Consider the following 25,403-nt stretch of genomic DNA (forward strand, 5'->3'; position numbering starts at 1 on the left):
CCGTGGGTGGGGGCGATCATGGCCGCGGCATCAGAAGGCCACAAACGGGCCGCTGCCCAATCCCGTGATGGCTTCTCCTTCGATGGCGGTGTACACCGTGCGCCCGTAGAAGAAGGGGAGGCCGAAGTCGAAGGCGGTGTCGTCGCCGATGGGGCCTGCCAGGTTGCTGTAGGCATGAACCGCGGTATTGCGGAACAGTTGATCGGCATTGGCCACCGAGAAATTGACGGTGCTGGTCTGGCCGCCGCTGTTGGCAATGGCCTGCGCGGTCTGGGTGCTGGTGGGGCAATACCATTGCGGCGCGAGGCTGCAGGTGGGGTAGCTGGGGGTGCCTGGGGCATTGAAGAACCAGCCATTGGAGCCCGAGTCCACGAAGCCCTTGGTCAGCATGCGTCCTTGGAAGGTGGTGGTGAAGTAGCGACCGCCCGTCAGGGCCATCACCCGAACCCCACTGCTGGGCTGGTTGTTGCTGGCCGTGCCGATGCCGAAAATCAGGTAGCCCGATGCAGACGCCGAGCCGGTGCTCACCACCTCGGGCAAGGTGATGATCACGCCGTTGTTGTCGGCGCTGAACTGGCTGACGGGTTGCCGCAGTTGCTCCGCCAAGGTGACCGTGGTGCCCGTGGCAGTGCCACCGTTGTTGACGTGGTAGTAGGCGTTGTTGGGGTTGGTGACGCAAGCGTCGCCGCAGTCCTCTCGCTCGGTGCCGACGCCGAGAATGCCATTGGCGCCCAGATCGTTGATGGTGAGGTTGGGCGTGAAGCCGCTGGCCGCGCATGCCGCGGGTGCACTGGGGCTGCCTGGCACGCCTGCCAACTGGACGCGCAGGTTGGCCGCGCGCTGGCCATTGAGCTCCGCGCCGCCCAGGTAGACATCGGCGACGGCCACGGGGCCCCACATGTAGCTGTTGTCAATGAACTGCACGCAGTTGTAGAGCGACTTGCCGCCGGCCTGAGCGCTAGGCAGGGGCAAGCTGACGGCCGAGTTCAGCAGGCGCAGCCCGGTGGAGCCGGTGTCCACCAGCACATGGTCGATGGTCTGGCAGGTGGTGGTGCCCGGCAGGCACAGGCGCACGCTGGTGTACAGCAGGTTGGCCACCCGCACAGTCAAACCTGCGGGCCCTGGGCCCACGCGCACGGCTTGCACGTTCGTGCCCGTGATGGGGGGCACGGACACCGACGATGAACTGGACGAGCCACCCCCACCACCACCGCAGCTGGCGAGCAAGCCCAACAAGGCGCACGCCAGCCAGCGGCGCCCCCAAGAGGAAAAGAGGGGATGGCTCATGGCAGCAGGGTCGTGATGTCGATGCCGGGGGGGACCTGTGCCGGGAGGTAGGCGTAGCCTTCGAAGTGGCCCATGCGGCCCCGTGACAGGATCACCAGGTTGCTCTGACGTGATTGCACGGCGCCCCCACGCTGACCTGCCGCACGCTTTTGCTGAACGGCTTGTTGGTATGCGGTGGCATGTTCCCCAAAGAACGCGGCCAGATCGGGCAGTACCGGGCCTTGCCACACCACGGCAAACACCAGCTGCTGTGTGTTGACGAACTCGCGCACCACGGTGCCCGAGGGCAAGGTGGTGGTGGCGACGGTGTAGGCCGCGCTGGGAGGCACGGCGCGCAATTGCCGGGCGCCGGGGACGCCAGAACTGGCCTCGGTGGCGCTGGCGCTGGGCTGCGGTGCCTGCCCCAGCGCAGCGAAGGCATTCGCGCACAGCAGCAAGGCGACGGTGGCCCCGCTGAGGATGCGCCAGACGTGGGAGGTCGGGTGGGTCATAGGACGATGGCCCTCATGATCAAAGAGCTGAGATTTGGGGACACAGCGTACCGCAGCTTGGCGCCTCGTTCACTCCATCAAGGCCACCGACTTCATCTGGACCCAGATCTCCTGCCCCAGCGCCACACCCAGGTCGGCGGCGGCCCGTCGGGTGAGCTGGGCCAGCACGCTCGCCTGACCGATGTGCAACCGTACCAGCATCAGGCCAGGGTGGGTGTCGTCGCCAATGGCGTCCACCTGCCCTCGCATCACGTTCTGGATGCTGGTGTGGCCCGGCTGCACGGCCAGGCTCACATCGCGAGCCAGTACGCGCACGCGCACCCGCTGGCCCACTTGCAGGGCATGGTCGCGGATCCACAACTGGCCGCCACCAAAGTCCACGCGGGCGAGGTGCCAGGCTGAATCCAGCTCGCTGACCGTGGCGGTCAGGATGACCCCAGCGTCTTCGCCCAGGCGGATGGGCGCCTCCACCCGGCTCAGGATCTCGCCCAAGGCGCCGCTGGCGGTCACGCGGCCCTGGTCCAGCATCACCAACTGGTCGGCCAGGCGCGTCACCTCATCGGGCGCGTGGCTGACGTAGAGCATGGGGATGTCGAGCTCATCGCGCAGGCGCTCCAGGTAGGGCAGGATTTCCTGCTTGCGACGCAGGTCGAGCGCGGCCAGGGGCTCGTCCATCAGCAGCACGCGCGGGGCGACGGCCAGGGCGCGGGCGATGCCGACGCGCTGACGCTCGCCCCCCGACAGGCGATCGGGCTGACGGTCGAGCAGGGGGCGGATGCCCAGCAGGTCGATGATGTGGTCCAGGTGCACCGGGGGCGCGTCGGCGTTGCGGCGCTGGCCATAGCGCAGGTTGCCCAGCACGCTGAGGTGGGGGAAGAGGCTGGCCTCTTGGAAGACGTAACCGATGGGGCGGCAATGGGGGGGCAGCCACTGGCGGCCGTCTTGCCAGGTCTGGCCTTGCACGCGCAAGCGTCCTTGCGGCGCGCGCTCCAGCCCGGCGATGCAGCGCAACAGGGTCGTCTTGCCCGAACCCGAGGGGCCAAACAGCGCCGTGACGCCGCGACCGGGCAGGCGCAGATCGACGTCGAGCGTGAATCCGGGCCAGTCGAGCTGAAACCGTGCCTCGATGTCGCTCATCTCAGCGTCTCCGGCCGGGTTGGGCGCGCCAGGCATACAGGCTCAGCAAGACCACGAAGGAGAACACCAGCATCACCGCAGCGAGGCGGTGGGCCTGTCCGTAGTCCAGCGATTCGACGTGGTCGTAGATCTGCACCGAGGCGACGCGGCTGATGCCAGGTAGGTTGCCCCCGATCATCAGCACCACGCCGAACTCGCCCACCGTGTGCGCAAAAGTCAGGATGGAGGCGGTCAGGAAGCCGGGCGCGGCCAGCGGCACGGCCACGGTGAAGAAGGCATCCAGCGGCGAGGCGCGCAAGGTGGCGGCCACTTCCATGGGGCGCTCGCCCATGGCCTCGAAGGCACTTTGCAGGGGTTGCACCATGAAGGGCAGGGAGTAAAACACCGAGGCCACCACCAGCCCTGTGAAGGTGAAGGGCAGGGGAGGCAGGCCCAGCGCCTGGGTCAATTGTCCGAGGGGGCCGTTGGGCCCCATGGCCAGCAGCAGGTAAAAGCCCAGCACCGAGGGGGGCAGCACCAGCGGCAGGGCCACCACGGCGCCGATGGGCGCCTTCCAGCGCGAGCGGCTGCGCGCCAGCCACCAGGCCAGCGGAGTGCCCAGCACCAGCAAGATCAGCGTCACCACGCCGGCCAGGCGGGCGGTCAGCCACAGGGCCTGCCAGTCACTGCCAGAGAGCATGGGGCGTCTTTCGGGGCACGGGCGTCACTTCCCTGTTGCTTCACCCGGCAGGACGAAGCCGTAGCGGGTCATCACGGCGCGTGCCTGGGGACTGCGCATGTGGTCCGCGAAGCGCTGGGCGAGTGCCTTGCCTTGTGCGCGCTTCGTGATGATGAAGCCTTGCTCCAGCGGGGTGTGGAGATGGTCGGGAATCAGCCAGTAGCCGCCCTGGCGCGACAGTGCCGGGTTCACGGCCAGCGCCAGCGCGATGATGCCGACCTGGGCATTACCGGTTTGGACGAACTGGGCGGTTTGCGCGATGTTATCGCCGTAGACGAGTTTGGGTTCGACCTGGGACCAGACCCCGGCGGCCCGCAAGGCCTCCACCGCGCGCTGGCCATACGGGGCGTGCTTGGGGTTGGCCATCGCGATGCGGGTGATCGTCGGATCGGTGAGGTGGCTCAGGCGCAGCTGGCGGGCATCGCGCGTCGTGCTCCACAGCACGAGGCGGCCCACGGCGTACGGCTGGACCGGCGAGGCTGCAAAACCCGCCTGGGCCAGCGCACGCGGGTAGGCGATGTCGGCCGAGAAGTACAGGTCGTAGGGGGCGCCTTGCTGGATCTGGGTGTGGAACTTGCCTGACGAGCCATAGACGACATGGACCTCATGACCGGGCTCGCGGGCCTGGAAGGCGGTCACGATCTCGTCCAGGGCGAACTTGAGATCGGCCGCTGCGGCCACCATGATCTTGTCGGCATGGGCACTGGGGCCGGCAAGCAGCAGACCGAGGCAGAGCAGGTGGGCGAACAGGCGTGTCATGGCAGGGGTTTCGCGGTGTCGCAAGCGACTCAGCGGGGAGCATACCCCACCCCGCTCAGCACGCTGATCGCACCCCTGATCACATCCGGTTTGTCCCGCGCCGATACACGATTGCGGTGCCGTCGCAGGGCTCAGCCGAACAGCTTGTTGGCGGTCTCGGCCACCGTCTTGCCCTGGAAGCGCGCGCCATCCAGCTCGATCGCGCTGGGCTTGCGCTCGCCCTTGCCGCCGGCAATCGTGGTCGCGCCATAGGGGCTGCCGCCGACGATCTCATCGAGCGTCATCTGGCCTGCAAAGCTGTAGGGCAGCCCCACGATGACCATGCCAAAGTGCATCAGGTTGGTGATGATGGAGAACAGCGTCACCTCCTGACCGCCGTGCTGCGTGGCGGTGGAGGTGAAGGCCGCGCCCACCTTGCCGTTGAGGGCCCCGCGTGCCCACAGCCCGCCCGTCTGGTCGAGGAAGGCGGCCATCTGCCCCGGCATGCGCCCGTAGCGGGTGGGGGCGCCCACGATGATGGCGTCGTAGTTGACCAGCTCGGCCACCGTGGCGATGGGTGCGGCCTGGTCGAGCTTGAAGTGCGCCGACTGGGCGATCTCCTGCGGGACGGTTTCCGGCACACGCTTGACATCGACGCTGGCGCCGGCGCTGCGTGCGCCCTCCGCCACGGCCTGGGCCATGGTTTCAATGTGACCGTAGCTTGAGTAGTACAGGACGAGGACTTTGGACATGGGAGCTCCTGGTGGGTGACAAGGATGTGGCGAGGGCTCACTGCTCAGCCCGGGGAAGTCCATTCTGCGCGGGTGAGGGGGTGTTGGCAATGTGGCGCGAGGCTCAGCACACTTTGTGAACAAAGTGTTCACGTTTGTCTGCGCTCATGGGTTGCCCATCGGGCGGGGGTGATCGCTCAACCCGTGGGTGGGTACTGAAAAAGCACTTCTGAATCAATGGTTTGAGAAAAGTTTGAGGGGCGATTGCGCATCTGGCACACCCCTTGCAATGTAGACATTGCCAAGCCGACATTCTTTCTTCCCCTTGTTCAGGAGCTTTCATGTCCACCGTCATCGCCCCAGCCACGGCCCCTTCGACTGCCGCCGCCCCCACCACCGTGAAGGCCTATCTGCGTCCCATCGATCGCGGTGGGCTCATGGCCTTTGCGGACAAGGGGCGCAATAACCCGTCCTCTCGCGGCACCAACAAAGTGCACACCGTGATGGAGGGGCAATACCGCTCGCTCAGCTATGTGGGCAATCACGCGCCGGTGGTGGTCGATGAGCCGCTGCACCTGTTCGGGCAGGACACTGCCCCCGCCCCCGGGGAGATCGTGCTGTCCGGCCTGGGTGGCTGCCTTGCCGTGGGCATCACCGCGGTCGCCACCTGGAAGCAGGTCAAGCTGACCCGCCTGGAGGTGTTCATGGAGGGCGACATCGGCAACCCCGCCGCCTGGGGCGCCGATGGCGCTTTGCAGAAGACGCCACCCGAGATGGGCTTTCAGGCCATCCGCGTGAAGGTGCTGGTGGAAGGCGATGCGCCGCGTGAGGTGCTCGACGAGATCGTGCAACACGCGAACTACTACTCGCCAGTGGCCAACACCATGCGCAACCCCATCCCCTTCACGATCAGCCTGGCTGACTGAAGCCGAGTGCTGGCTGCCTCAAGGAGTGCCCACATGAACCACGCTGACATGCCTCAGGACCTTGCCTCGCTCCCTGCAGAGGTCCCCTCCGCCTTGATGGCTGCCGTGCAGGCCATTGCCCAAGGCCCCTTGAAGCAGCAGGTCGAGGCCATCGACCGTGGCCTGTATCCGCAAGCGATCTTGCGCGATCTCGCCAGAGTGGGGGCCATGAGTGCTCACCTCGATACCGACACGCAGCCCGCCGACTATGGCTTGGCGATCCAGGCGATGGCCGAGGTGTCCCGCGTGTGCGGGGCCACCGGCTTCATGATGTGGTGCCAGGCCGTGTGCGGGCTGTACCTGCAGCACAGCGGCAACCCCGCCTTGACCGGCCGCGTGCTGCAGGCGCACCTCAGCGGGGAGGGGCTGGGCGGCACCGCGCTGTCCAACCCCATGAAGAGCTACGCCCAGATTGAAGGCATGCTTTTGCGTGCCCGTGCGGTGGAGGGGGGCTATCGTGTCAGCGGCACGCTCCCCTGGGTGAGCAACCTGGGTCCCAAGCAATACTGCGGTGCCATTGCCAGTTTGGAATCAGACTCATCCAGTGAGCCTCATGAAGTCATGTTCCTGCTGCAATGTGATGCACCGGGCGTGGAGATGCGCGAGTGCCCCAGCTTCTCGGGCATGGAGGGCACGGGCACCTATGCCCTGCGCTTGAGCGATCACTTTGTGGGTGCCGATCAGCTCATTGCCGACCCGACGCGCCCCTTCATCGCCAGCATCCGGGCGGCCTTCGTGATGCTGCAATGTGGCATGGCGGTGGGCGTGACCCAGGGCGCCATCGACTCGATGTGGGCCGTGGAGGGGCCGCTGGGCCATGTGAACCAGTTCCTCGAAGACCGACCCGATGCTTTGCAGGCCGAGCTGGACGAGTTGTCGGCGCGGGTCATGAAGCTGGCCGAGACCCCGTTTGACACCAGCAAGGAGTTATTCATCGACGTGCTGGATGCGCGGGCGCATGGTGCCGAGCTGTGTCTGCGGGCCGCGCAGTCGGCCCTGATGCACCAGGGCGCACGCGGCTATCTGCTCAGCTCGGATGTGCAACGCCGCGTGCGGGAGTCGCACTTCGTCGCGATCGTGACCCCCGCCATCAAGCACCTGCGCAAGGAGATCGCGCGCTTGAGCACCGAGGAGATGCCCGCATGAGTGCCATCTTGCCGTTTCAGCAGTACATCTGCGAGGCCTGCGGCTACGTCTACGACGAGGCCCAGGGCGATCCGGACGGAGGGCTGCCCCCCGGCACCCGCCTGGCTGACATCCCTGATGACTGGGCCTGCCCCCTGTGCGGGGTCAGCAAGCAGGACTTCGTGCCCTACACCGCCCCCTGTCTGGACACGCTGCGTGCGCAAGCCGGCCGTGCATCGGTGGTGTGCACGCGCCGTGCGGGCGAAGCCGGTGTGGTCATCGTGGGCGCCGGTCGCGCAGGCTGGCAGATGGCCGAGGCCTTGCGGGCTCGCGATGCCGATCTGCCCATCACCCTGGTGAGTGCGTGCGCCGGCGATGTGTATGACAAACCGCTGCTGTCCGTGGCCATGGCCCGTGGCTTGGCGCCCGAGCAACTGGTCAAGGAGACCGGTGTGCAGGCGGCACGTCGGCTGGGCGTGACCCTGATGGCGCACACCCATGCGGTGCGCGTGTGCGAGGCCACGCACCAATTGCGCACCACACGGGGGCCGATTCCGTACACCCATCTCATCCTGGCGCATGGCGCGCAGCCGGTGTTGCCCGACACGCTGCCGGCCACCTTGTGCTGGCGCATCAACCACCTGGCGGCGTATCAGAAACTGCGCGCCGCGATGGAAGGCTCATCATGTGAGCTTGTCATCGTCGGGGCCGGCCTGATTGGCAGCGAGCTGGCCAATGACCTGGCTTTGGGCGGGCACCGCATCACCTTGCTGGACACCCAGAGCGAGCCGCTGGCACGCTGGCAGGCCGAGCAAGCGGGGCAGCAGGTGTTGCAAGCCTGGCAAGACCTGCCCATCCGCTTTGTGGGCGGCGTGCAGGTGGCCTCGGCCGAGCGGGTGCAGGGCCGCATCCGCGTGCGCACCCGTTGTGGTCAGGTGTTCGAGGCCGATCAGCTGATTGCGGCCACGGGCTTGCACACACCCTCACGCCTGGCCCGCACGGCGGGCTTGCGCTGGGACCAAGGTGTGGCCGTGGAGGCACGAACCTTGCGTACCAGTCAGGCAGGCATCTACGCACTGGGCGACTGCATCACGGTGGATGGCCAGGCCAGCCGCTACATCGAGCCGATTGCGCGTCAAGCCAAAGCCATCGCCGCACAAATCTGCGCGGGTGAGCCGGAGCCCTATCAGGTCCGCCCCATGGTGGTGCGGGTCAAGACCACGTCGATGCCGCTGACCCTGCACTGAGCAGGACGCCGCGCCCCCTTTCATCACTTCTGACCGAGGCCACGCCATGACGAACTCTGACGACAACATCTATCGCCCGTATTCGCCGCTTGCCCGACTGGGCGGTTGCACCTGCGGACAACACGCCAGCAGTGCCGAGCATGACGCCGCCACGCTGGCCGCGACCGAGGCCCGCGCCACCGATGTGGACACCCTGTCGCGCGATTTCATCGAAGCGGCCGCGGTGAAAGCCCTCTTCCCGGTGGAAGCCACCCGCCGCGCCTTCATCAATGCCGTCGGGCAACGCACGGCCATGGCGGCGATCGCCAGCGTGCTGCCCCTGGCCAGCCTGCAGGCCATGGCGCAGGACAAGGGCGCGCTGGAGAAGACCAACCTGAAAATCGGCTTCATCCCCATCACCTGTGCCACGCCGCTGATCATGGCGCACCCCCTGGGGTTTTACAAACAGCAAGGGCTGAATGTGGAACTCAGCAAGACGGCAGGCTGGGCGCTGGTGCGCGACAAGATGCTCAACAACGAGTACGACGCCTCGCACTTCCTGAGCCCGATGCCGCTGGCCATCACGCTGGGCCTGGGCTCAAGCGCCAAGGCCATGCAGGTGGCGACGATCCAGAACGTCAACGGCCAGGCCATCACCCTGGCGCTCAAGCACAAGAACAACCGCGACCCGAAGAACTGGAAGGGCTTCAAGTTCGCCATCCCCTTCGAGTTCAGCATGCACAACTTCCTGTTGCGCTACTACCTGGCCGAGGCGGGCCTGAACCCCGATACCGATGTGCAGCTGCGCGTGGTGCCCCCGGCCGAGATGGTGGCCAACCTGCGTGCGGGCAACATCGACGGCTTCCTGGGCCCCGATCCCTTCAATCAGCGCGCGGTCTACGAAGAGGTGGGCTTCATCCACCTGCTCACCAAGGACATCTGGGACGGCCACCCGTGCTGCGCCTTCGGTACCAGCGCCGAGTTCGTGCAGAAGAACCCCAACACCTTTGCCGCGCTCTACCGCGCCGTGTTGACCGCTGCGGCCATGGCGCGCGGCCCGAAGAACCGGGACCTGATCGCGGGTGTCATCTCCAAGCCGCAGTACCTGAATCAGCCCGAGGTGGTGGTCAAGCAGGTGCTCACCGGGCGCTTTGCCGATGGCCTGGGCAATGTGAAGAACGTGCCCTCGCGTGCGGACTTCGACCCGATGCCCTGGGACAGCATGGCCGTGTGGATGCTCACGCAGATGCAGCGCTGGGGCTACCTCAAGGGCGATGTGAACTACCGCCAGATTGCCGAGAAGGTGTTCCTGATGACCGATGCCCGCAAGCACATGAAGGCGCTGGGCCAGCCGGCCCCGGCGGCCGCCTCGCCCAAGTTCAAGGTGATGGGCAAGGAGTTCGATGCCGCCAAGGCCGATGCCTACCTGAAGAGCTTTGCCATCCGAAAGGAGGTGTGAGATGAGTGTCGCCAAGAACCTGAAAGTGCGCGCCGGTTTGCTGTCGGGCCTGATCCTCGTGGCCATCCTCGGCATCTGGTACGTCGCCACCGCGAGCGCGGGCGGCGCCGTCGCCGGGGCCGGCCTGACGCCCGAGCAGATCGAGTACGCGCAGATGATGGGGCAGGACCCCTCGGCCAAGAAAGCCGATGGCTTCCCCACGCTGGGCCAGATGGGTGAGACGGTGTGGTCGCATCTCTCGCAGCCCTTCTATGACAACGGCCCCAACGACAAGGGCGTGGGCATCCAGCTGGCGCACTCGCTGGGTCGTGTGGCGTTGGGCTTTGGCCTGGCCTGCCTGGTCGCGATCCCGCTGGGTTTCGTGATCGGGATGTCGCCTCTGCTGAACCGGGCGCTGGACCCCTTCATCCAGGTCCTCAAGCCGATCAGCCCCCTGGCCTGGATGCCGCTGGCGCTTTACACCATCAAGGACTCGACCCTCAGCGGGATCTTCGTGATCTTCATCTGCTCGATCTGGCCGATGCTGGTGAACACCGCCTTTGGCGTGGCGGCGGTCAAGAAGGAATGGCTCAACGTGGCGGCCACGCTGGAGGTCAGCCCCTTGCGCAAGGCGCTGCAGGTGATCCTGCCGGCCGCGGCCCCCACCATCCTCACCGGCATGCGCATCAGCATGGGCATTGCCTGGCTGGTGATCGTGGCCGCCGAGATGCTGGTGGGCGGCACGGGCATCGGCTACTTCGTCTGGAACGAGTGGAACAACCTCTCCCTGAGCAATGTGATCTTTGCCGTGCTTGTCATCGGCGTGGTGGGCATGTTGCTGGACCTGGCCTTTGGCCGACTGCAGAAGGCGGTGACCTATGTGGATTGACACCTCGGCCCTCGGTGGCCTCAAGACCGCACCGCCGGCGCCCGCGCCCGACCTCACAGCATCCGCAGGAAAGGCTCCCGTGAAGACCCCTCTGCTTCAGATTGAACGTCTCGGCAAGGCCTATGTGGCCGACAAGCCCGTGTTTGCCGATGTCTCCTTCACGCTGGACCGCGGCGAGTTTGTCTGCGTCATCGGCCACTCGGGCTGCGGCAAGACCACCATCTTGAACGTGCTGGCCGGGCTGGACACCGCCACCGCAGGCCATGTGTTCATGGAGTCGCGGGAGATGGTCGGGCCCAGCCTGGAGCGCGGGGTGGTGTTCCAGGGGCATGCCCTGATGCCGTGGCTGACGGTGCGCCAGAACATCGCCTTTGCCGTCAAGTCTCGCTGGCCGGATTGGTCGGCAGCGCAGATAAACGCGCATGTCGAGAAGTTCGTGCAGTTGGTGGGCCTGACGCCAGCGATCGACAAGAAGCCCAGCCAGTTGTCCGGCGGCATGAAGCAGCGGGTGGGCATTGCCCGGGCCTTCTCCATCCAGCCCAAGATGCTCTTGCTCGACGAGCCCTTTGGCGCCCTGGATGCGCTGACGCGCGGCACCATCCAGGACGAGCTGATGGGCATCGTGCGCGAGACCCATCAGACGGTGTTCATGATCACCCACGATGTGGACGAAGCCATCTTGCTGGCCGATCGCATCTTGCTGATGAGCAACGGCGCCGAGACCGACCAAGGCTACAAGCCCGGCGGCATCGCCGAGGTGGTGGTCAACCCACTGCCCCGCGAGCGCACCCGCGCCACCTTGCATCACCTCGATGGCTATTACGACCTGCGCAACCACATCGTCGACTTTCTGGTGTCGCGCGCCAAGGCTCACTGAGCGAGCCTGATTTTTCTCAACCCTTTTCTTCCTCACATCAAGATTGGAGTTCTCATGAACCGCATGGACGTCACCGAAAAAATCATCAGCACCAAGGTGTCCAAAGGCATCAAGTGGGAAGAGGTCGCCCACAAGCTCGGCCTCTCCAAGGAGTGGACGACAGCCGGCTGCCTGGGCCAGATGACCTTTGATGCTGCCCAGGCCGCCATCGTGGGCGACATCTTCGACCTCAGCGACGAGGAGCGCAAATGGCTGCAGGTGGTGCCCTACAAGGGCTCGCTGCCCACGCCGGTGCCCACCGACCCGCTGATCTACCGTTGGTACGAAGTGGTGAGTGTCTACGGCAGCACGATCAAGGAGCTGATCCACGAGGAGTTCGGTGACGGCATCATGAGCGCCATCGACTTCAGCATGGACATCCAGCGTCAGGCCGACCCCAAGGGCGACCGCGTCAATGTGGTGCTGTCCGGCAAGTTCCTGCCCTACAAGCAGTACTGATCGGTACAGGCGCGCATGCACACCTCTCCCGCGACCCCTGATTTGCCGGGTGCGCCCGGGGCCGATCTTGCCCCGGGCGCCGGCAACTGGCACGCGCAGGAAATGCTCCTGATGCGGGAGGTGATGAAGCACATCGGCAAGAGCCTGGCGCCGGACGTGGTGCTGCGCGAGATGCTGCACCTGTGCTCCGAACTGCTCGGTCTGAACCGGGGGCGGATCGTGCTGGCCGACAACCTCGAAGCCCTCATGGACCTGCCGCCCGGCAGCAGCCTGAAGGTCGCGTCGGCCAGCATCCGCTATGCCTACGGGCTGACGCGGGACGAGCGCGAACGGGGGCACTTTCGGCGCGGCGAGGGCGTCACAGGCCGTGTGCTGGCCACGGGGCAGCTCATCATCGTGCAGGACATCGACCGCGAGCCGACCTTCCTGTGCCGCACGGTGCAGCGGGACGACCTGCCGCCGGGGCCGGTATCCTTTATCGCCATGCCGGTGCGGGTCGGGCTGTCCACCGTCGGGGTGCTGGCCTGCCATCGCATCCGCCATCGCTATCGCTCGCTGGCCGATGACCTGACCATCCTGGGCATCCTCGCCACGCTGATCGGCCAGTTGCTGGAGCTGCGCTTCACAGTGGAGCAGCGCACCCGCACGCTGGAGGCGCACAACATGGCGCTCACGCAGGCGCTGGAGGCCTCGCCCGCGCGCTACGGCATTGTGGGCACCTCGCCGGTGTTGCTGCGCTCGATCGCCGAACTGGAGCAGGTGGCCGCCACCAAGGCCAGTGTGCTGCTGCTGGGCGAGTCGGGCACCGGCAAGGAGATGTTCGCCCGCGCGCTGCACCTAGCCAGCCCGCGCCGAGATCACCCCTTCATCAAGGTCAATTGCGCGGCCATTCCCGAAACCCTGTTCGAGTCGGAGCTGTTCGGCTACGAGAAGGGCGCCTTCACCGGGGCCGTGGGTTCGCGCGCCGGTCTGTTCGAGCAGGCGCACGGCGGCACCATTTTTCTGGACGAGATTGGCGAGCTGCCGCTGTCCATGCAGACCAAGCTCTTGCGCACCTTGCAGGAGGGCACCATCGTGCGCCTGGGCGGCAAGCGCGAGGTGCACATCGATGCCCGGCTGGTGGCCGCCACCAACCGCGATCTGGCTCACGAAGTGACCCTGGGCGCCTTCCGCGAAGACCTGTTCTACCGGCTCAATGTGATCCCCATCCGGCTGCCCGCCTTGCGTGAGCGCAGCGCCGATGTGCATGAGCTGGCGATTCACTTTCTCAACCGCTTCAACCAGGCCAACCAGCGCAACGTCAACCTCAGCCCGGGCGCCCTGCAGCGCCTGCAGGCGCACGCCTGGCCCGGCAACATCCGCGAGCTGGCCAACCTGATCGAGCGCATGGTGTTGCTGGGTGACCAGAGCGTGCTGGAGGCGGCCGACATCGAGCGCTTTCTGCCGCGCACCTCGCTGGCGGACGCGATGCGCGCGCGCTTCACGGCGGACGACCGCGTCCCGCGTCCCGCGGCAATGGACGTGACCCTGGTCCGGCCATACCTGCCCGCAGCCTCCCATGCACTGGCCGATTTGACGGAGGCCTTGCGGCAACAAGGCGGCAACCGCTCCCGTGCCGCGCAGGCCCTGGGGCTGACCTTGCGGCAGTTCAATTACCGGATGGTCAAGCTGAAGGGTGTGGGGGCAAGGGATTCTGGACTTTGACGCGTTGACTTGCTAGGTTGTATCCGTGTGGCTACAGTTGGGAGGTGTTTCGGCCCGGGCTGGCGCATGTACTACGTGGAGCGATCGGGAGCCATCGTGATCATGCTGGGCGGCGGAGACAAAGCCAGTCAGCAGCGCGACATTGAAATGGCCATGGACATGGCCAAGGAGTTGCCATGAGCAAGATCAAGCTGAAGGCGTTTGACGCTGCCGATTACCTCAGTAGCGAAGAAGACATGCAGGCCTATCTTCAGGTGGCGCTGGAAGATGGGGATCCCAAGCTTCTGGCGGCGGCGCTGGGTGACATCGCCAAGGCACGCGGCATGGCGCAACTGGCCGCCGACACCGGGTTGTCCAGAGAAAGCCTTTACAAGAGTTTGTCGGGCGAGCGTGCGCCCAGTTCAGAGACGCTGTTCAAGGTCATGAAGGGCCTGGGCTTCAAGTTGTCAGTGCAGAAAACGCAAGGTTGACCGTGCGCACGCCAAGGTCAAAACGGTTTCAGCCCCTCAATCCGGCGCCCGGTACACCAGCACCTTCAACGCGCGGTCTTCGGCCACATCCGCAAACGCCGCCGGATTCGCCACACGCTCCACAAAGCGCAACTCCGGCGCCTCCACCGCCATCAGATCCTGCAAAAAGCCCGGCCCCAGTTTGGGCGAGTTCAGGCACAGCAGCGCGTGCCCACCGGGCATCAGCAGGTCGGCATGCTTCATCAAATGGGCAACCCGCTCGGTCGAAGAGATCACGGCGTGATTTATTCATGCGATGCTTCCTTTTGGCTCAGATGGTGCCGTGGCGCACTCAATGAACTGCTCGTTAGCAGCCTTGGCCTCGGGCCCGCTCTCTTTGTGAGTGGGTGGAACTAAATTAACGGGCACCATTTTGAGCCCACCAATAATAGGCCGCCATTTCGACGTCAGCAGGGCGCCATGGCTTACGAGCTTTTGTTTCTGAGCAGGTGTAAAAATTATGCGTGCTATTGAGGTGGGTGGCAATGTCCGCCAGTGTTGGCAAATAATTTTCTATGTATTCGTTGAGGTTCTGTTTGAGTTTGCTTTGTGAGTAGATCGCAAGTCGAGACGCGCGATGCTTGCTATTGCTCCACTCTCTCAGGAACTCTGTGGTTCGGACTCCTTGGTTGGAGTATAGGGAGTTGGTGAAGTAGGAAGCGTGTCGATCAACTGCAGCGCCATGCTGAGGATCGCAGAATCGATAGATTTTTGATGCGATGACAAGACTGATGCCAGGGACGGCACAAAGTCCCAGTAGGCCCTGATGCACCGTGCTGGGGGCGATAAGACTCAAAATGCTTGTATGGATTGCAGATTTTATGTGGGGCGACGACATCACGATCTGGTCGTGAGATTTCTTATTGTTGCCAGCCCAAGATGATACCTTTACCGCTATCGTGTGGGTATTTTCGGGTGAGGGGGATTTCAAAAGTTGTGCGACATCGTTCTCAAGGTCTATTATGATATTTTGACTCTTGGCTGCGCCGGTCCCTGATGGCCAGTCATAATTGTTGCGTGCGGTAAGTAGCAGTGAAGTCAAGCTAGGCGAAGCTTTCCATCTGTTATTCTGCCCCATGGACAGATTTGCGGCTTCTGGCAGGCTGGCTGCAAAAATAGGCTGTGACATGTGGTTGCTCCAGTCTCGTAGCGACAATCAAGTGTTGGGTTGATATTTCTAGGTGTAGCGGTTCGCTGCGTCGCGAAGTGTGGAGCTAATTTCACCTCTGAGAGTTGAGGGCTCAATAACCTCGATATCTCCAGATTTCGATAGTATCCACCATTTCAGCCGCCAAGTATTGGGCAGGGTGGCGGTGAGGGTATGGCCATCACTGACGGGCTGCATTTTCTGATCTTTGCTCAAGGGTGTCTCGGCCAAAGATCTACCCAAAACACGGGATACCCACAGTTTCAGCGAGATGGTCCCCTTGCTGCCAAACTGAACGCCTCCTTCTGCCACAAATGCGTCCAGTGAAAACCCAGAAGGTTTGATGAGTGGCGTGTAGGATCTTTTTGCTTGAGAGATCCGGTGCAGGGCAAATGTCAATGGCTGCTCCGTCCCTGAAGGAGTAGCGACCAGATAAGTGATGGGTCCAACCTGCACCAAACCCAGGGGATTCAAGACGTGCTTCTTGGCGTCAACTTCAGGGTTGCTTTGGTAGTCGATCTCGATCTGCTCTTCGGACAGCAGGCACTCTTGAACCACCTTGACGACTTCAGGTTTGACTTTGGCTGGAAGCGTAGGCAGGGTCGCCGGCTCGACAGCCACTTTGCCCACCCATTGGCTCAGCCGGTTTTGCTCTCTGATGCTCTCCAGTTTGTTGGCCGCTTTGTCGAACAGCGCCCTGAACTCATCCGTGAGGGCATTCGGAAGGACGTGGCTCACGTAGCGGTCCATCAAGCATAGCGTCAATGCCGCACTGGTGGTTATTCCCACTGCATCCAGTGTCTTTGGCTTGCCCTTGCACCAACGCTGAGGCCGTGCACCGTCATGTTCGACCCACAGTCGGTCAGCCATCTTGACCAAGTCGCGTTCAACGGTTCGAGTTGTGATCGCGGATCCATTGTTTTCAAGCGCTTCGGCAAGTTCGTTCGCCGTGCGTCCCGGCTGTGAGTTGGGTAGCAACTCGAGCAAGTCCCATAGGCGTTCCAGCGTGTCATGTGGCGATTGTTTGGACATTTGTGCCTTGGTGGGTATGGGTTTCAGGGGGCAAATGTGAGTCAGTCGCAGTCGATCAGGTCGTCCGCTGTCATGGCCGCGATGGGCTTGTAGGTCGTGAGTCCGAGGTTCCAGATCTGCAGATGGCAAGGCTCCTTGATGTCTGCCAGGAAGCGTGTTCTCTCCGTTGGAGTCCATAGACTCACTGAGCCGGTAATGAAGACTTGGTCGATGCGGCTGAACAGTTCATCCCACCGCGCTTGTACGCTGGCCAGAGCTTCAGAAGATGTGTTCATCTTGCGCCCCTCATCAAGACGCCACCCATGCGGCGTTGTGGTGATTGTGTGTCCAGTTGCGACAACATGTGTCGCAACTGTCGATGTACCTGCCGAATGCGTCTTGCGACACATGTCGTCGCGTCCATCGCTATGGTTGCGGTGCTGGTCTGTGGTGACGGCGGCTACCGATTTTGAGTGGGGCAGTCCCGACGTTTGGAATGACCTCTTGGGCTGATGCGGACTTCACGGCAATCTGGATGGTCGTTCTCACCAGCAGGTGTGCAGCGGCGATGGTGCTACGCGGTGATCTGACTGATTGTTGACGAGGGAGGTGAAGGATGGTGGATGCGCTCAAGAAGCCGGCGTCATGGCAGAAGGAGTATTTCGTGGCGTGGATAGGCGCAGCGGATCATGCGGCCGTCCTGGCTTCTGGAGATGGTGGTTTGGGACCGATTGCCGACACCTTGAAGGTGCAGGGCCACTACGCGCAGGTCTCCCTCTTGTGTGGTGCGGACACTCACGCCGCAGAGCGATACCGCGAATGGTTACTGGCGCACACCACCTATCCCGCTGACAGGATTGAGATCAGGCCGTTGTCGTTCACCGATCAAGACGATATCGCGGCGTTGGACCGGGAAGTGGCATCGTGGATGGTGGGCCGACAGTTGCCGTATGGGTCTGTGGTGACGCGCTTGCTGTCGTCGTGCCCGCCCGCCCTGGTCGCGGTCTGGACGGCGCGCGCGGTTCTTGGCTATGGAGGGCGGGTGGTTCGCGTAACCAGCAATGGGGGATTGGAGTCTGTGTCGCGCAGGATTGAGTTGCTCAATGAGACCCTGCCACCGTGGTGGCGACAGGGGGCAGTCGTGCGACACGCGAGAACGCCGTGGAGATGGCCGCAGGAGTCGTTTCTGGCGCCGGAGACATTGCCGATCAACAACTTCTTGCATGAAAGCAAAAAACGAGGTGTGCGCCCCTCGGGCTTGAATGTTCACCTGCTTCTGATCGCCGATTCAAATGAGCATGAGCAGGTGCAATCCTTGGCACAGGTTGTGCACGCACGCAGTGCCTTGGCCGAAGGTCCGCTGGTGAGCCTTGATTGCCGATCGGTGCCACGTGGAGAGCTTCGAGCACGCATCTTTGGCTCGGAGTCCGAAGATGGGCGATTCACCTCAGGTGCGATCGCTCAGGCGTGGGGTGGGACGTTGATTCTGCGTGACCTGGGTGTTTTGTCCGAGGTCGATCAGCGGATGCTGTTGAACACCCTTGAGGTGCATGCGGGCGAGTTTCGCCTGATTGGCACGCTGAGCAAGGACCCGCGCCGAGACACTGGGCCGGTTACCTTGTGCGAGGCTCTTTTTGAGAAGCTGGTCGAAGGCATCTTGGTGGGCTGATCCCTCTGGGGGCTGGCCGATCCAAGCATTCAATCCGGCGCCCGATACACCAACACCTTCAACGCCCGCTCTGGCGCCACATCCGCAAACGCCGCCGGATTCGCCACGCGCTCCACAAAGCGCAGCTCCGGAGCCTCCACCGCCATCAAGTCCTGCAAAAAGCCAGGCCCCAGTTTGGGCGAGTTCAGGCACAGCAGCGCATGGCCACCCGGCATCAGCAAGTCGGGCAGACGGCGCATGAGACGCGCGTAGTCCTTCTCGGCCACAAAGCTGCCCTTTTGGTAAGTAGGCGGGTCGAGGATGATGAGGTCGTAGGGGCCGCTGCGGTTGATCTTGCCCCAGGAGCTGAAGATGTCGTGCGGCAGGAAGCTCACGTCCGACGTGATGCCGTTGAGGTGGTGGTTCTGCTTGCCAATCGACAGCGTCCCGCCGGCCATGTCCACGTTGATGACCTGACGCGCGCCGGCCTGCATCGCCACCACCGAGAAGGCGCAGGTGTAGGCAAACAGGTTGAGGACCTTGTAGCGGTGGCTCGCAGCGCTGGCCTGGGCCACGTGCTCGCGCACCCAGCGGCGGCCCTCGCCCATGTCCAGAAACAGGCCGTGGTTGAAGCCGCGCAGCAGGTGCACCTTGAACTGCGCGCCTTGCTCACTGACCACATGCGGGTCGGGCACCGCGCCGCTGAGCACACGGGTGTCGGCGCGCACCTCGTCGCGGTGCTGGAACACCAGGTTCAAAGGCTGATCGGGCATCAGTTCCGCCCAGCGGGCCGCGAGCGCAGCCTGGATGGGCGCCAGCGCATCGTCGCTCACCGGCTGGTAGCTGGTCAGCAGCAGGACCGGCGGATACCAGTCCAGCGCCCATTGCTCGCAACCAGGGTACAGACCGCCGCGGCCGTGAAAGAGGCGTTGGGCATCCAGGGGCAGCGTCATCGTGGCGATGGCGTCGAGCAAGGCTTGTGGGATCACGGGGCAGGAGGGGGCGGGATGAGGCAGGCGTGCATTGTCGGTTAAGTGTTTGTCGTAGCCGTGCAGCTTGCGCTGGCGCGTGGAGTTTCGTTTTGCAGTAACGACTGACGGATGAAGCTGCCGACCTGTTGAATAGACTCGTTGCTGTTCAAGCCGTTTGCGCCCGCAAAGTGTGGGATGACCACAAGTCTGCGCCAACCGTCAATACGGTAATAGATGTTCTTTTTGGCGTTGTTGACCGAAAATTGATGATGGCTCAATGGTGCGCGCTCTCCAAAGACCGCCTCAGCGAAGTCGTTTACGTGCCGGATGCCCACTCCAATAAAAAGTCGTGGTTGGTACTCATTGATCCATGCATGAATTGTGGGGATTCGTTGTGAGTTACACCATGACTGATATTCTGATTTGCTTGTGAATCCTGTTTCCGATATGGATTGATCAGTCCAGCTGTCAATGGAGCGGCAAGCCATGGGATATAGATTACCCTTGAAGTATCCGTGGCTTCCCTTTACGAAAGGTTGCTTGGTTTGAGAAAAGCTTAAATAATCTGAGCAAGGGCGGCCGTCTATGGCGGAGAGCAGTTTGAAAGCCTTTTGGTTGTACGGCCACTTCAATTGTGTGGCGACAGAGTATTTGTCGTCGGTAACATCGTGCTTGTATGTTTCGTCATGAATACTTCTGAATGTGCCGTGCTCAATCCCGAATAGCCATATCGATGGGTTGGAGGGGGTGCCCGCAGACTGCTCGTCGCAGTCACAGCCAGAGAACTTCTCTAGCGCGTATTGGGAGAATTTTGATTCGCTCATTGATGGGTCCTTCGTGCATTTTTTGCTGAATGGCAGTCGCCTGAGGTAGGGTTACTTCATGTTTTCAATAAGTGTTCTTGAGATGTTGTAGCCGAGGTGCAGGCGTCGCTGAATCAGGGAAATGCTACATGAGTTATGCGCCTTTGCTACGTGGCGTGCACTTGAAAGTAGAGATTCCCATTTTGCAATGTCGTGCGCCGCTTCCTCAAAGCGATGCCAATCAGATTCGCACGTTTCCATGGCCTTGAGTACGGCCTCGCCGACTTTCTTGGCGTCGGGGCCTGGTGAAGCGTTCGCCCGCTCGGCAAAATCCGCGTACTTCAGCTTGAATGCGCAGGAAGTCTCTCGATTGCGCTGGATGGCAAGGGCCGCTAAGGGCGTGCCATGACGGGATATGAGGTAAAGCGCCGCGGCACGTGTCAAGCCTTTGAGCACAGTTTCCGTAGAGGCTAGGCAGTTTCGGAGTTGCCGCCCGACGGTGTGGATGTCATCAAGATGATTGAGACAACGCACCGACAGATGAGCCGGCAGAACCAGTTGTTCGGGGATCTCTGGTTGCAGATGCAGCAAGTCATTGATCCGTTCGGTGACCTCATGGATACCAAGGTCTGAGAGCAGTGACAACAGCAACGGTACGTTGGCAGATGGCTTGCACATCAGCGTGATGACCTGATGACGGCGTGAAGGGGAGGCTTGTCTCAGCTTGTGCATGACTTGCGCCCAGCGCTGCGGGCGTCCAATCGGACCGTCGATTTGTAAGGCAGGGCTGGACAAGTTGCTTGCCAAGCCAAGCAGGTCGTCATGAAGCGTCTTGGTTAGACGGCCTAAACGCCAGACCATTTCGATCATTTGCTCATAGTCCGCCAACCCTATGGCGTGCCGTCGTTCGATCTGCGCCCAGGCATGGGCAATTTGCTGGAGGACGAAGCGGTCTGTGACCATCAGTCTGCCCAGCAACCGCAGCAAAGCGAGCCAGCTTTCATATGGAAGGGGAGAAGCAGACAAGGCGGACACGCTTCGCCAAGCCAGTTTTCTTAGCCAAGACGGCACACATTCGGCGTTCCAGTGATCTTTTGCGCGCCGGGTGCCCAGCACCACAGCTCTGAGTGATGTGTTGGTGTCATGACGAGGGTCTGAGGCCAGGTGCTTGAGCACAGGCATGGGTTCAGTCCTAAGTGCTTGCAGGATGTAAGCACGCTCGTCCTGACGCTTATTTGGGGCAAGCGCCATGAGGCGGCAGACCATGCTCCATGACAGGTTTCGGCGCTCCTCCAAAATCTGACGAACGTCTCGGGGCATCAGTGACACCAGGGTTGTCAATTCCTGTGTCACACAGGACATGTGCTGTTCGAGGATGTTGAGAGCGACAGACTCTGTCCGACTGCCCCATGTTTCCGATTGCACCTGTCCTTGAGTGTTGAGGCTGACCAACCCTGATTGACACGCCTGCCAGACCAGATCATGGGGGGCAGGCGTCCACCAGGCAGGATCTAGCCAGTCAAGAAAGCTCGGGTGCTCGTCCAAGTCATGGATGCGCTGTTCGGACTGCAGGTGTGTGAGGGCTTGAGTCAGTCTGTCGGTGGCACGTGTCCAGAGCACATCAGGGCTCTCTAGGCAGGCATAAGGCATGCGGAATCGCAATGCCAAGGGTGTGTGCACATCGACGAGCGCGCACCAAACGCCTGTTAGGCGATCTGCGGGCGCAAGCCCATGGCAGCCGACACAGGGCAGAACCACATGCAGATGCCGCAGCTCAGGATGTGGTGCGACGACCATGCCACGTGTGCGGCCCCATGAATCCAGGTCGAACAATTCGGTTTGATACATGGCCGCAGTGTCTGCAAACTCAATCCGGACACGGGACGAATTTTGTCTCTTAGTGCGCTGGAGCTCGCGTAAAGTGAGGTTCAACTAACCGCCTGATTGAGAGATGCCTGTCCACCGTCTGTTTGCCTTGCTTCAGTGCATTCCGCGCCTCCCCGATGCCATCAGTCCTCGGTATTTGGCGCAACGTGTATCGGATCGGTTCGAGATTGATGCTTACCTGCCGATCGAGGTATCCGCCGATACCGCCAAGAAGCGCATGCAAAGAGATCTGGCTCATTTGCAGCAACTACTCGGGCCAGAGGTCTTGCACTGTGACCGTACCCAGAGGCAACGTCCCTTGTATGCCCTGGATGCCGATCTGGTGCTGCCTGGCCAGGATCCGGATCTGGCGGTGATCTGGCAGACGCTGTCTCAACTAGGGGCGTTGGCAGCCCCACCCGTCGTGGTCAATGATGCGGAGCGTCGCACCAAGCGCGCAGCGCGACAACTTACGAGTGCTCAGGGACACTGGCAAGACAAAGTCCGATTGCGTTCGCGACTCTGGCTACCGGAGCCGCCAGAGATCGACCGAACTGTATTGAGAACGGTGCAGCAGGCGCTGTTTGAGGACCGGCAGTTGTTGCTGGGTTACATGCCTCGCGGTACGTCAGAGGCCAAGACCTATGGCTATCTGCATCCTCTGATGCTACTGATTCGTGATGGCGTTGTTTACCTTGTCGCTCGACATGAGCAGACCGTCAAACAGTTTGCCTTGCATCGCATGTGTTCTGTGGAGGTGCTACCAGACCCTTGTCATCGGCTCGCTTTTCATCCGGACGAGTGGCTGGCTGCACATGCGGATCCGGGAGACGAGCCGGGGCTGTTGCGATGGGTCTTGAGGGTGTCAGATGATCTTGCTGATCACCTTTGCGAGCAACCTGTCGGGACTAGCGATCAGTGGAGCGAATGCGATGCATCGGGGTGCCGCACGTTGATCACACAAATGCCCTACAGCGAGCGGCTCGTCTGGTGGCTGCTTGGGCTCGGCGCGAATATTGAGGTGATCGAGCCTGTCGAAGTGAGGGATGAGATGAGGCAGAGACTGGAGCAGGCATTGAGTCACTATCAGGCTGACGCAGCTCGGTAGGAGTAACGCCATGCGTGTGTTTCTGATGATCGGTAGCTGGCGCCACAACCGTGGGCTGCACAGAGGCTTTTGTTCAGTGCCATAGTGTGCTCCTGCGAAGAAAGCACACTGCACAGGAGCACAAAGCATGTCGGATCAGCAGGACTACATCCCCCCCGCCGTCTGGACCTGGACCCCAGGCCACGGCGGCCGCTTCGCCAACATCAACCGCCCCATCGCCGGCCCGACCCACGAACAGGCCCTGCCCGTGGGCAAGCACCCGCTGCAGCTGTACTCGCTGGGCACGCCCAATGGCGTGAAGGTGACGGTGATGCTCGAAGAGCTGCTGCAAGCCGGGCACACCGGCGCCGAGTACGACGCCTGGCTGGTCCGTATCAACGAGGGCGCGCAGTTCGGCTCGGGCTTTGTCGAGGTCAACCCCAACTCCAAGATCCCCGCGCTGATGGACCGCAGCGGCCCCGAGCCCATCCGCGTGTTCGAGTCCGGTGCCATCCTGATCTACCTGGCCGAGAAGTTCGGCGCCTTCCTGCCCACCGAGCCCGCCCAGCGGGCCGAGTGCCTGTCGTGGCTGTTCTGGCAGGTGGGCAGCGCGCCCTTCCTGGGCGGCGGCTTCGGGCACTTCTATGCCTATGCCCCGGTCAAGCTCGAATACGCCATCGACCGCTACGCCATGGAGGTCAAGCGCCAGATGGACGTGCTCAACCGTCACCTGGCCGAGCACCGCTACATGGTGGGCGACACCTACACCATCGCCGACATGGCCATCTGGCCCTGGTACGGCGCCTTGTCCAAGGGGCAGCTGTACGAAGCTGGGGAATTCCTGCAGGTGCACGAGTACACCCATGTCGTACGCTGGGCAGAGGAGATCGCGCAGCGTCCGGGCGCCCGGCGCGGGCGCATGGTCAACCGCGTGGTGGGCGACCCGGCTAGCCAGTTGCATGAACGCCATGACGCCAGCGATTTCGAGACGAACACCCAGGACAAGTTGGCATGCCCCTGACCCTTTACGACTGCGCCACCGCCCCCAGCCCGCGCCGCGCCCGCATCCTGCTGGCCGAAAAAGGCATCCCCCATGAGACCGTGCAGGTGGATCTGCGCACCGGCGAGCAACTCAGCGAGGCCTTCCGCGCGGTGAACCCGCTGTGCACGGTGCCGGTCTTGCGCACCGAGAGCGGCCTGCTGCTGACCGACAACGCCGCGATCGCGGCCTACGTCGAGGCGCAGTACCCCCAGCACCGCCTGCTGGGCGTCTCGCCCGCCGAGAAGGCCGAGGTGGCCAGCTGGAACTGGCGCATGGAGTTCGAAGGCCTGATGGCCGTGGCCGAGGCCTTTCGCAACGGCAACCCGGCGATGGCCAACCGCGCCTTGCCGGGCCCGCAGGACCACCCGCAGATCCCGGCGCTGGCCGAGCGCGGCCTGTTGCGCACGCAGCAGTTCTTCGACATGCTCAACGCGCGCCTGGCCGACCGTGACTTCATCGCCACCGACCGCTTCAGCATCGCCGACATCACGGCGGTGGTGGTGGTGGACTTTGCGCGCGTGGTCAAGGTGCGCGTCACCGAGGCGCACCCGCACCTGATGCGATGGCGTGCGGCGATGGCCGAGCGACCGTCCATGTCGCTGTGAGGGCACAATGGGCACGGAGTCGGTTGCGGTGCCGCAAGGCCTTGTTTGAGACGTGAGTGTTGCCAGTCCCCTTCCCTTGTTGATCGTGGTGGTGATGGCCGGGCTGTGGGTGGCCTGGTTGCTGACGCAGCCCCGACGCCTGGCGCAGCGCCGCCGGCGTCTGCAGGCCGCTGCGTTTCCCCAGGCCTGGGAGCGCATCCTGCGTCGTCGCGTGCCCTTGGTGCGCCGCATGCCGGCCGACTTGCAGGCCCAGCTCAAGGGCCACATCCAGGTCTTCGTCGCCGAAAAGGCCTTCATCGGCTGTGAAGGTCAGGCGATCACCGACGAGGTGCGCATCACGGTGGCGGCTCAGGCTTGCCTGCTGCTGCTCAACCGCCCCACCGACTACTATCCCCGCCTGCGCCAGATCCTGGTCTACCCCCGGGCCTTCTGGGTGCAGCACACGCAGCCCGACGAGCACGGCCTGGTGCACGCCCATGACGAGTTGCGGGCGGGTGAATCGTGGGATGAGGGGCAGGTGATCCTGGCCTGGGATGAGGCGCGGGACAGCGCCCGCATCCCGGACGATGCCTTCAATGTGGTGTTGCACGAGTTTGCGCACCAGCTCGATGCCGAAAATGGCCTGAGCAATGGCGCCCCCGAGCTGGGCAGCCCGCAGCGCCATGCCCGCTGGGCCGCGGTGATGCAGGCGGCGTTCGCGCAGTTGCAGGCCCAGGTGGCCCAAGGCGAGCACACGGTGCTGGACCCCTACGGGGCGAGCGAGCCGGTGGAGTTCTTTGCCGTGGCGACCGAGGCCTTTTTCGAGCGTGGCGCCGATCTGGCCCAGGAGGCGCCGGCCCTCTATGCCGAGCTGGCCGGCTTCTATCAGGTGGACCCGGCGGCCTGGTGAG

27 protein-coding genes and 1 pseudogene are annotated in these 25,403 nt (G+C 63.1%); 15 read left to right on the forward strand and 13 right to left on the reverse strand.

Annotation, left to right across the window (positions count from 1 at the left end; genetic code table 11):
* Window positions 1-30 precede the first annotated feature (30 nt).
* The 6 genes from AC3WW4_RS02500 to wrbA form a co-directional block, all read right to left on the reverse strand.
* Entirely contained in the window at window positions 31-1,287 is a 1,257-nt protein-coding gene (locus AC3WW4_RS02500; RefSeq protein WP_488826817.1) for a DUF3443 family protein, read from the reverse strand.
* Window positions 1,284-1,778, reverse strand: a complete 495-nt coding sequence (locus AC3WW4_RS02505; RefSeq protein WP_488826818.1) for a DUF2844 domain-containing protein — start codon at window positions 1,776-1,778, stop codon at window positions 1,284-1,286. Before AC3WW4_RS02505 ends, AC3WW4_RS02500 begins: the two co-directional genes overlap by 4 nt.
* Before the next feature lie 69 nt (window positions 1,779-1,847).
* Complete coding sequence (gene modC, locus AC3WW4_RS02510; protein WP_488826819.1) at window positions 1,848-2,915, reverse strand: molybdenum ABC transporter ATP-binding protein; 1,068 nt, start codon at window positions 2,913-2,915, stop codon at window positions 1,848-1,850.
* Window position 2,916: 1 nt separating this feature from the next.
* Window positions 2,917-3,594, reverse strand: coding sequence for a molybdate ABC transporter permease subunit (gene modB / locus AC3WW4_RS02515; protein ID WP_488826820.1), 678 nt, complete (start codon window positions 3,592-3,594; stop codon window positions 2,917-2,919).
* Between the two features lie 24 nt (window positions 3,595-3,618).
* Window positions 3,619-4,392 (reverse strand): molybdate ABC transporter substrate-binding protein, encoded by a 774-nt coding sequence (gene modA / locus AC3WW4_RS02520; RefSeq protein ID WP_488826821.1) that lies wholly within the window; start codon window positions 4,390-4,392, stop codon window positions 3,619-3,621.
* A gap of 131 nt (window positions 4,393-4,523) precedes the next feature.
* Complete coding sequence (wrbA, locus tag AC3WW4_RS02525) at window positions 4,524-5,123, reverse strand: NAD(P)H:quinone oxidoreductase (RefSeq protein ID WP_488826822.1); 600 nt, start codon at window positions 5,121-5,123, stop codon at window positions 4,524-4,526.
* Between the two features lie 320 nt (window positions 5,124-5,443).
* On the opposite strand from wrbA, the gene AC3WW4_RS02530 reads away from it, so the two are divergent.
* The 10 genes from AC3WW4_RS02530 (at window position 5,444) to AC3WW4_RS02575 (ending at window position 14,294) form a co-directional block, all read left to right on the forward strand.
* The gene (locus tag AC3WW4_RS02530) at window positions 5,444-6,028 is read left to right on the forward strand and encodes an OsmC family protein (RefSeq protein WP_488826823.1); all 585 of its coding nucleotides are present in this window, start codon (window positions 5,444-5,446) and stop codon (window positions 6,026-6,028) included.
* Between the two features lie 33 nt (window positions 6,029-6,061).
* The gene (locus AC3WW4_RS02535) at window positions 6,062-7,213 is read left to right on the forward strand and encodes an acyl-CoA dehydrogenase family protein (protein ID WP_488826824.1); all 1,152 of its coding nucleotides are present in this window, start codon (window positions 6,062-6,064) and stop codon (window positions 7,211-7,213) included.
* The gene (locus tag AC3WW4_RS02540; RefSeq protein WP_488826825.1) at window positions 7,210-8,439 is read left to right on the forward strand and encodes an FAD-dependent oxidoreductase; all 1,230 of its coding nucleotides are present in this window, start codon (window positions 7,210-7,212) and stop codon (window positions 8,437-8,439) included. Before AC3WW4_RS02535 ends, AC3WW4_RS02540 begins: the two co-directional genes overlap by 4 nt.
* A 46-nt stretch (window positions 8,440-8,485) precedes the next feature.
* Window positions 8,486-9,877, forward strand: coding sequence for a CmpA/NrtA family ABC transporter substrate-binding protein (locus tag AC3WW4_RS02545; RefSeq protein ID WP_488826826.1), 1,392 nt, complete (start codon window positions 8,486-8,488; stop codon window positions 9,875-9,877).
* 1 nt (window position 9,878) lies between these two features.
* Window positions 9,879-10,745, forward strand: coding sequence for a nitrate ABC transporter permease (ntrB, locus tag AC3WW4_RS02550; RefSeq protein ID WP_488826827.1), 867 nt, complete (start codon window positions 9,879-9,881; stop codon window positions 10,743-10,745).
* The gene (locus AC3WW4_RS02555) at window positions 10,735-11,622 is read left to right on the forward strand and encodes an ABC transporter ATP-binding protein (RefSeq protein WP_373691926.1); all 888 of its coding nucleotides are present in this window, start codon (window positions 10,735-10,737) and stop codon (window positions 11,620-11,622) included. Before ntrB ends, AC3WW4_RS02555 begins: the two co-directional genes overlap by 11 nt.
* 54 nt (window positions 11,623-11,676) lie before the next feature.
* Entirely contained in the window at window positions 11,677-12,120 is a 444-nt protein-coding gene (cynS, locus tag AC3WW4_RS02560; protein ID WP_300155259.1) for a cyanase, read from the forward strand.
* A 15-nt stretch (window positions 12,121-12,135) separates the two neighbouring features.
* A complete protein-coding gene (locus AC3WW4_RS02565) occupies window positions 12,136-13,824 on the forward strand; it encodes a sigma 54-interacting transcriptional regulator (RefSeq protein WP_488826828.1) in 1,689 nt (562 codons plus the stop codon).
* A 66-nt stretch (window positions 13,825-13,890) separates the two neighbouring features.
* Entirely contained in the window at window positions 13,891-14,004 is a 114-nt protein-coding gene (locus AC3WW4_RS02570; RefSeq protein ID WP_300155262.1) for a type II toxin-antitoxin system RelE/ParE family toxin, read from the forward strand.
* Window positions 14,001-14,294 (forward strand): addiction module antidote protein, encoded by a 294-nt coding sequence (locus AC3WW4_RS02575; protein WP_488826829.1) that lies wholly within the window; start codon window positions 14,001-14,003, stop codon window positions 14,292-14,294. The genes AC3WW4_RS02570 and AC3WW4_RS02575 overlap by 4 nt, the downstream gene beginning before the upstream one ends.
* Before the next feature lie 36 nt (window positions 14,295-14,330).
* Here the strand turns inward: AC3WW4_RS02575 and AC3WW4_RS02580 are convergent.
* The 4 genes and pseudogenes from AC3WW4_RS02580 to AC3WW4_RS02595 all read right to left on the reverse strand — a co-directional run.
* Window positions 14,331-14,561: pseudogene (locus AC3WW4_RS02580) on the reverse strand (class I SAM-dependent methyltransferase); the annotation flags it as partial.
* Between the two features lie 130 nt (window positions 14,562-14,691).
* Window positions 14,692-15,462 (reverse strand): hypothetical protein, encoded by a 771-nt coding sequence (locus tag AC3WW4_RS02585; protein WP_488826830.1) that lies wholly within the window; start codon window positions 15,460-15,462, stop codon window positions 14,692-14,694.
* 48 nt (window positions 15,463-15,510) lie between these two features.
* Window positions 15,511-16,512: a helix-turn-helix transcriptional regulator gene (locus AC3WW4_RS02590; RefSeq protein WP_488826831.1), complete on the reverse strand. Its 1,002-nt coding sequence runs from the start codon at window positions 16,510-16,512 to the stop codon at window positions 15,511-15,513.
* Window positions 16,513-16,553: 41 nt separating this feature from the next.
* The gene (locus tag AC3WW4_RS02595; RefSeq protein ID WP_488826832.1) at window positions 16,554-16,787 is read right to left on the reverse strand and encodes a hypothetical protein; all 234 of its coding nucleotides are present in this window, start codon (window positions 16,785-16,787) and stop codon (window positions 16,554-16,556) included.
* A gap of 320 nt (window positions 16,788-17,107) precedes the next feature.
* Between AC3WW4_RS02595 and AC3WW4_RS02600 the strand changes: the two genes are divergently transcribed.
* Window positions 17,108-18,160 (forward strand): sigma 54-interacting transcriptional regulator, encoded by a 1,053-nt coding sequence (locus AC3WW4_RS02600; RefSeq protein ID WP_488826833.1) that lies wholly within the window; start codon window positions 17,108-17,110, stop codon window positions 18,158-18,160.
* A 29-nt stretch (window positions 18,161-18,189) separates the two neighbouring features.
* Here the strand turns inward: AC3WW4_RS02600 and AC3WW4_RS02605 are convergent, their stop codons facing one another.
* The 3 genes from AC3WW4_RS02605 to AC3WW4_RS02615 form a co-directional block, all read right to left on the reverse strand.
* A complete protein-coding gene (locus AC3WW4_RS02605; protein ID WP_488829680.1) occupies window positions 18,190-19,092 on the reverse strand; it encodes a class I SAM-dependent methyltransferase in 903 nt (300 codons plus the stop codon).
* Between the two features lie 77 nt (window positions 19,093-19,169).
* Window positions 19,170-19,934, reverse strand: coding sequence for a hypothetical protein (locus AC3WW4_RS02610; RefSeq protein ID WP_488826834.1), 765 nt, complete (start codon window positions 19,932-19,934; stop codon window positions 19,170-19,172).
* 51 nt (window positions 19,935-19,985) lie between these two features.
* On the reverse strand, window positions 19,986-21,761 hold the full coding sequence (locus tag AC3WW4_RS02615; protein ID WP_488826835.1) for a hypothetical protein: 1,776 nt from the start codon (window positions 21,759-21,761) through the stop codon (window positions 19,986-19,988).
* Between the two features lie 103 nt (window positions 21,762-21,864).
* Between AC3WW4_RS02615 and AC3WW4_RS02620 the strand changes: the two genes are divergently transcribed.
* The 4 genes from AC3WW4_RS02620 (at window position 21,865) to AC3WW4_RS02635 (ending at window position 25,402) form a co-directional block, all read left to right on the forward strand.
* Window positions 21,865-22,887 (forward strand): helix-turn-helix transcriptional regulator, encoded by a 1,023-nt coding sequence (locus AC3WW4_RS02620; protein ID WP_488826836.1) that lies wholly within the window; start codon window positions 21,865-21,867, stop codon window positions 22,885-22,887.
* 127 nt (window positions 22,888-23,014) lie between these two features.
* Window positions 23,015-23,887 carry a glutathione-dependent disulfide-bond oxidoreductase gene (gene yghU, locus AC3WW4_RS02625; protein WP_488826837.1) on the forward strand — a complete coding sequence of 291 codons (873 nt, stop codon included), beginning with the start codon at window positions 23,015-23,017 and terminating at the stop codon, window positions 23,885-23,887.
* Window positions 23,878-24,513 (forward strand): glutathione S-transferase family protein, encoded by a 636-nt coding sequence (locus AC3WW4_RS02630; protein ID WP_488826838.1) that lies wholly within the window; start codon window positions 23,878-23,880, stop codon window positions 24,511-24,513. Before yghU ends, AC3WW4_RS02630 begins: the two co-directional genes overlap by 10 nt.
* 52 nt (window positions 24,514-24,565) lie before the next feature.
* Window positions 24,566-25,402: a M90 family metallopeptidase gene (locus tag AC3WW4_RS02635; RefSeq protein ID WP_488826839.1), complete on the forward strand. Its 837-nt coding sequence runs from the start codon at window positions 24,566-24,568 to the stop codon at window positions 25,400-25,402.
* The last annotated feature ends 1 nt before the right edge of the window (window position 25,403 follow it).

The sequence above is a fragment of the Aquabacterium sp. TM01 genome (assembly GCF_057808345.1).

What these genes read in the sequence shown, in the direction of transcription:
- AC3WW4_RS02590 (WP_488826831.1), bottom strand. Translation starts at nt 16,512, where the DNA reads ATGTCCAAACAATCGCCACATGACACGCTGGAACGCCTATGGGACTTG.
- AC3WW4_RS02620 (WP_488826836.1), top strand. Translation starts at nt 21,865, where the DNA reads ATGCCTGTCCACCGTCTGTTTGCCTTGCTTCAGTGCATTCCGCGCCTC.
- cynS (WP_300155259.1), top strand. Translation starts at nt 11,677, where the DNA reads ATGAACCGCATGGACGTCACCGAAAAAATCATCAGCACCAAGGTGTCC.
- AC3WW4_RS02545 (WP_488826826.1), top strand. Translation starts at nt 8,486, where the DNA reads ATGACGAACTCTGACGACAACATCTATCGCCCGTATTCGCCGCTTGCC.
- AC3WW4_RS02530 (WP_488826823.1), top strand. Translation starts at nt 5,444, where the DNA reads ATGTCCACCGTCATCGCCCCAGCCACGGCCCCTTCGACTGCCGCCGCC.
- AC3WW4_RS02555 (WP_373691926.1), top strand. Translation starts at nt 10,735, where the DNA reads ATGTGGATTGACACCTCGGCCCTCGGTGGCCTCAAGACCGCACCGCCG.
- yghU (WP_488826837.1), top strand. Translation starts at nt 23,015, where the DNA reads ATGTCGGATCAGCAGGACTACATCCCCCCCGCCGTCTGGACCTGGACC.
- modA (WP_488826821.1), bottom strand. Translation starts at nt 4,392, where the DNA reads ATGACACGCCTGTTCGCCCACCTGCTCTGCCTCGGTCTGCTGCTTGCC.
- AC3WW4_RS02535 (WP_488826824.1), top strand. Translation starts at nt 6,062, where the DNA reads ATGAACCACGCTGACATGCCTCAGGACCTTGCCTCGCTCCCTGCAGAG.
- AC3WW4_RS02575 (WP_488826829.1), top strand. Translation starts at nt 14,001, where the DNA reads ATGAGCAAGATCAAGCTGAAGGCGTTTGACGCTGCCGATTACCTCAGT.
- AC3WW4_RS02565 (WP_488826828.1), top strand. Translation starts at nt 12,136, where the DNA reads ATGCACACCTCTCCCGCGACCCCTGATTTGCCGGGTGCGCCCGGGGCC.
- ntrB (WP_488826827.1), top strand. Translation starts at nt 9,879, where the DNA reads ATGAGTGTCGCCAAGAACCTGAAAGTGCGCGCCGGTTTGCTGTCGGGC.
- modB (WP_488826820.1), bottom strand. Translation starts at nt 3,594, where the DNA reads ATGCTCTCTGGCAGTGACTGGCAGGCCCTGTGGCTGACCGCCCGCCTG.
- wrbA (WP_488826822.1), bottom strand. Translation starts at nt 5,123, where the DNA reads ATGTCCAAAGTCCTCGTCCTGTACTACTCAAGCTACGGTCACATTGAA.
- AC3WW4_RS02630 (WP_488826838.1), top strand. Translation starts at nt 23,878, where the DNA reads ATGCCCCTGACCCTTTACGACTGCGCCACCGCCCCCAGCCCGCGCCGC.
- AC3WW4_RS02605 (WP_488829680.1), bottom strand. Translation starts at nt 19,092, where the DNA reads ATGACGCTGCCCCTGGATGCCCAACGCCTCTTTCACGGCCGCGGCGGT.
- AC3WW4_RS02505 (WP_488826818.1), bottom strand. Translation starts at nt 1,778, where the DNA reads ATGACCCACCCGACCTCCCACGTCTGGCGCATCCTCAGCGGGGCCACC.
- AC3WW4_RS02600 (WP_488826833.1), top strand. Translation starts at nt 17,108, where the DNA reads ATGGTGGATGCGCTCAAGAAGCCGGCGTCATGGCAGAAGGAGTATTTC.
- AC3WW4_RS02585 (WP_488826830.1), bottom strand. Translation starts at nt 15,462, where the DNA reads ATGTCACAGCCTATTTTTGCAGCCAGCCTGCCAGAAGCCGCAAATCTG.
- AC3WW4_RS02570 (WP_300155262.1), top strand. Translation starts at nt 13,891, where the DNA reads ATGTACTACGTGGAGCGATCGGGAGCCATCGTGATCATGCTGGGCGGC.
- AC3WW4_RS02500 (WP_488826817.1), bottom strand. Translation starts at nt 1,287, where the DNA reads ATGAGCCATCCCCTCTTTTCCTCTTGGGGGCGCCGCTGGCTGGCGTGC.
- AC3WW4_RS02610 (WP_488826834.1), bottom strand. Translation starts at nt 19,934, where the DNA reads ATGAGCGAATCAAAATTCTCCCAATACGCGCTAGAGAAGTTCTCTGGC.
- AC3WW4_RS02595 (WP_488826832.1), bottom strand. Translation starts at nt 16,787, where the DNA reads ATGAACACATCTTCTGAAGCTCTGGCCAGCGTACAAGCGCGGTGGGAT.
- modC (WP_488826819.1), bottom strand. Translation starts at nt 2,915, where the DNA reads ATGAGCGACATCGAGGCACGGTTTCAGCTCGACTGGCCCGGATTCACG.
- AC3WW4_RS02540 (WP_488826825.1), top strand. Translation starts at nt 7,210, where the DNA reads ATGAGTGCCATCTTGCCGTTTCAGCAGTACATCTGCGAGGCCTGCGGC.
- AC3WW4_RS02615 (WP_488826835.1), bottom strand. Translation starts at nt 21,761, where the DNA reads ATGTATCAAACCGAATTGTTCGACCTGGATTCATGGGGCCGCACACGT.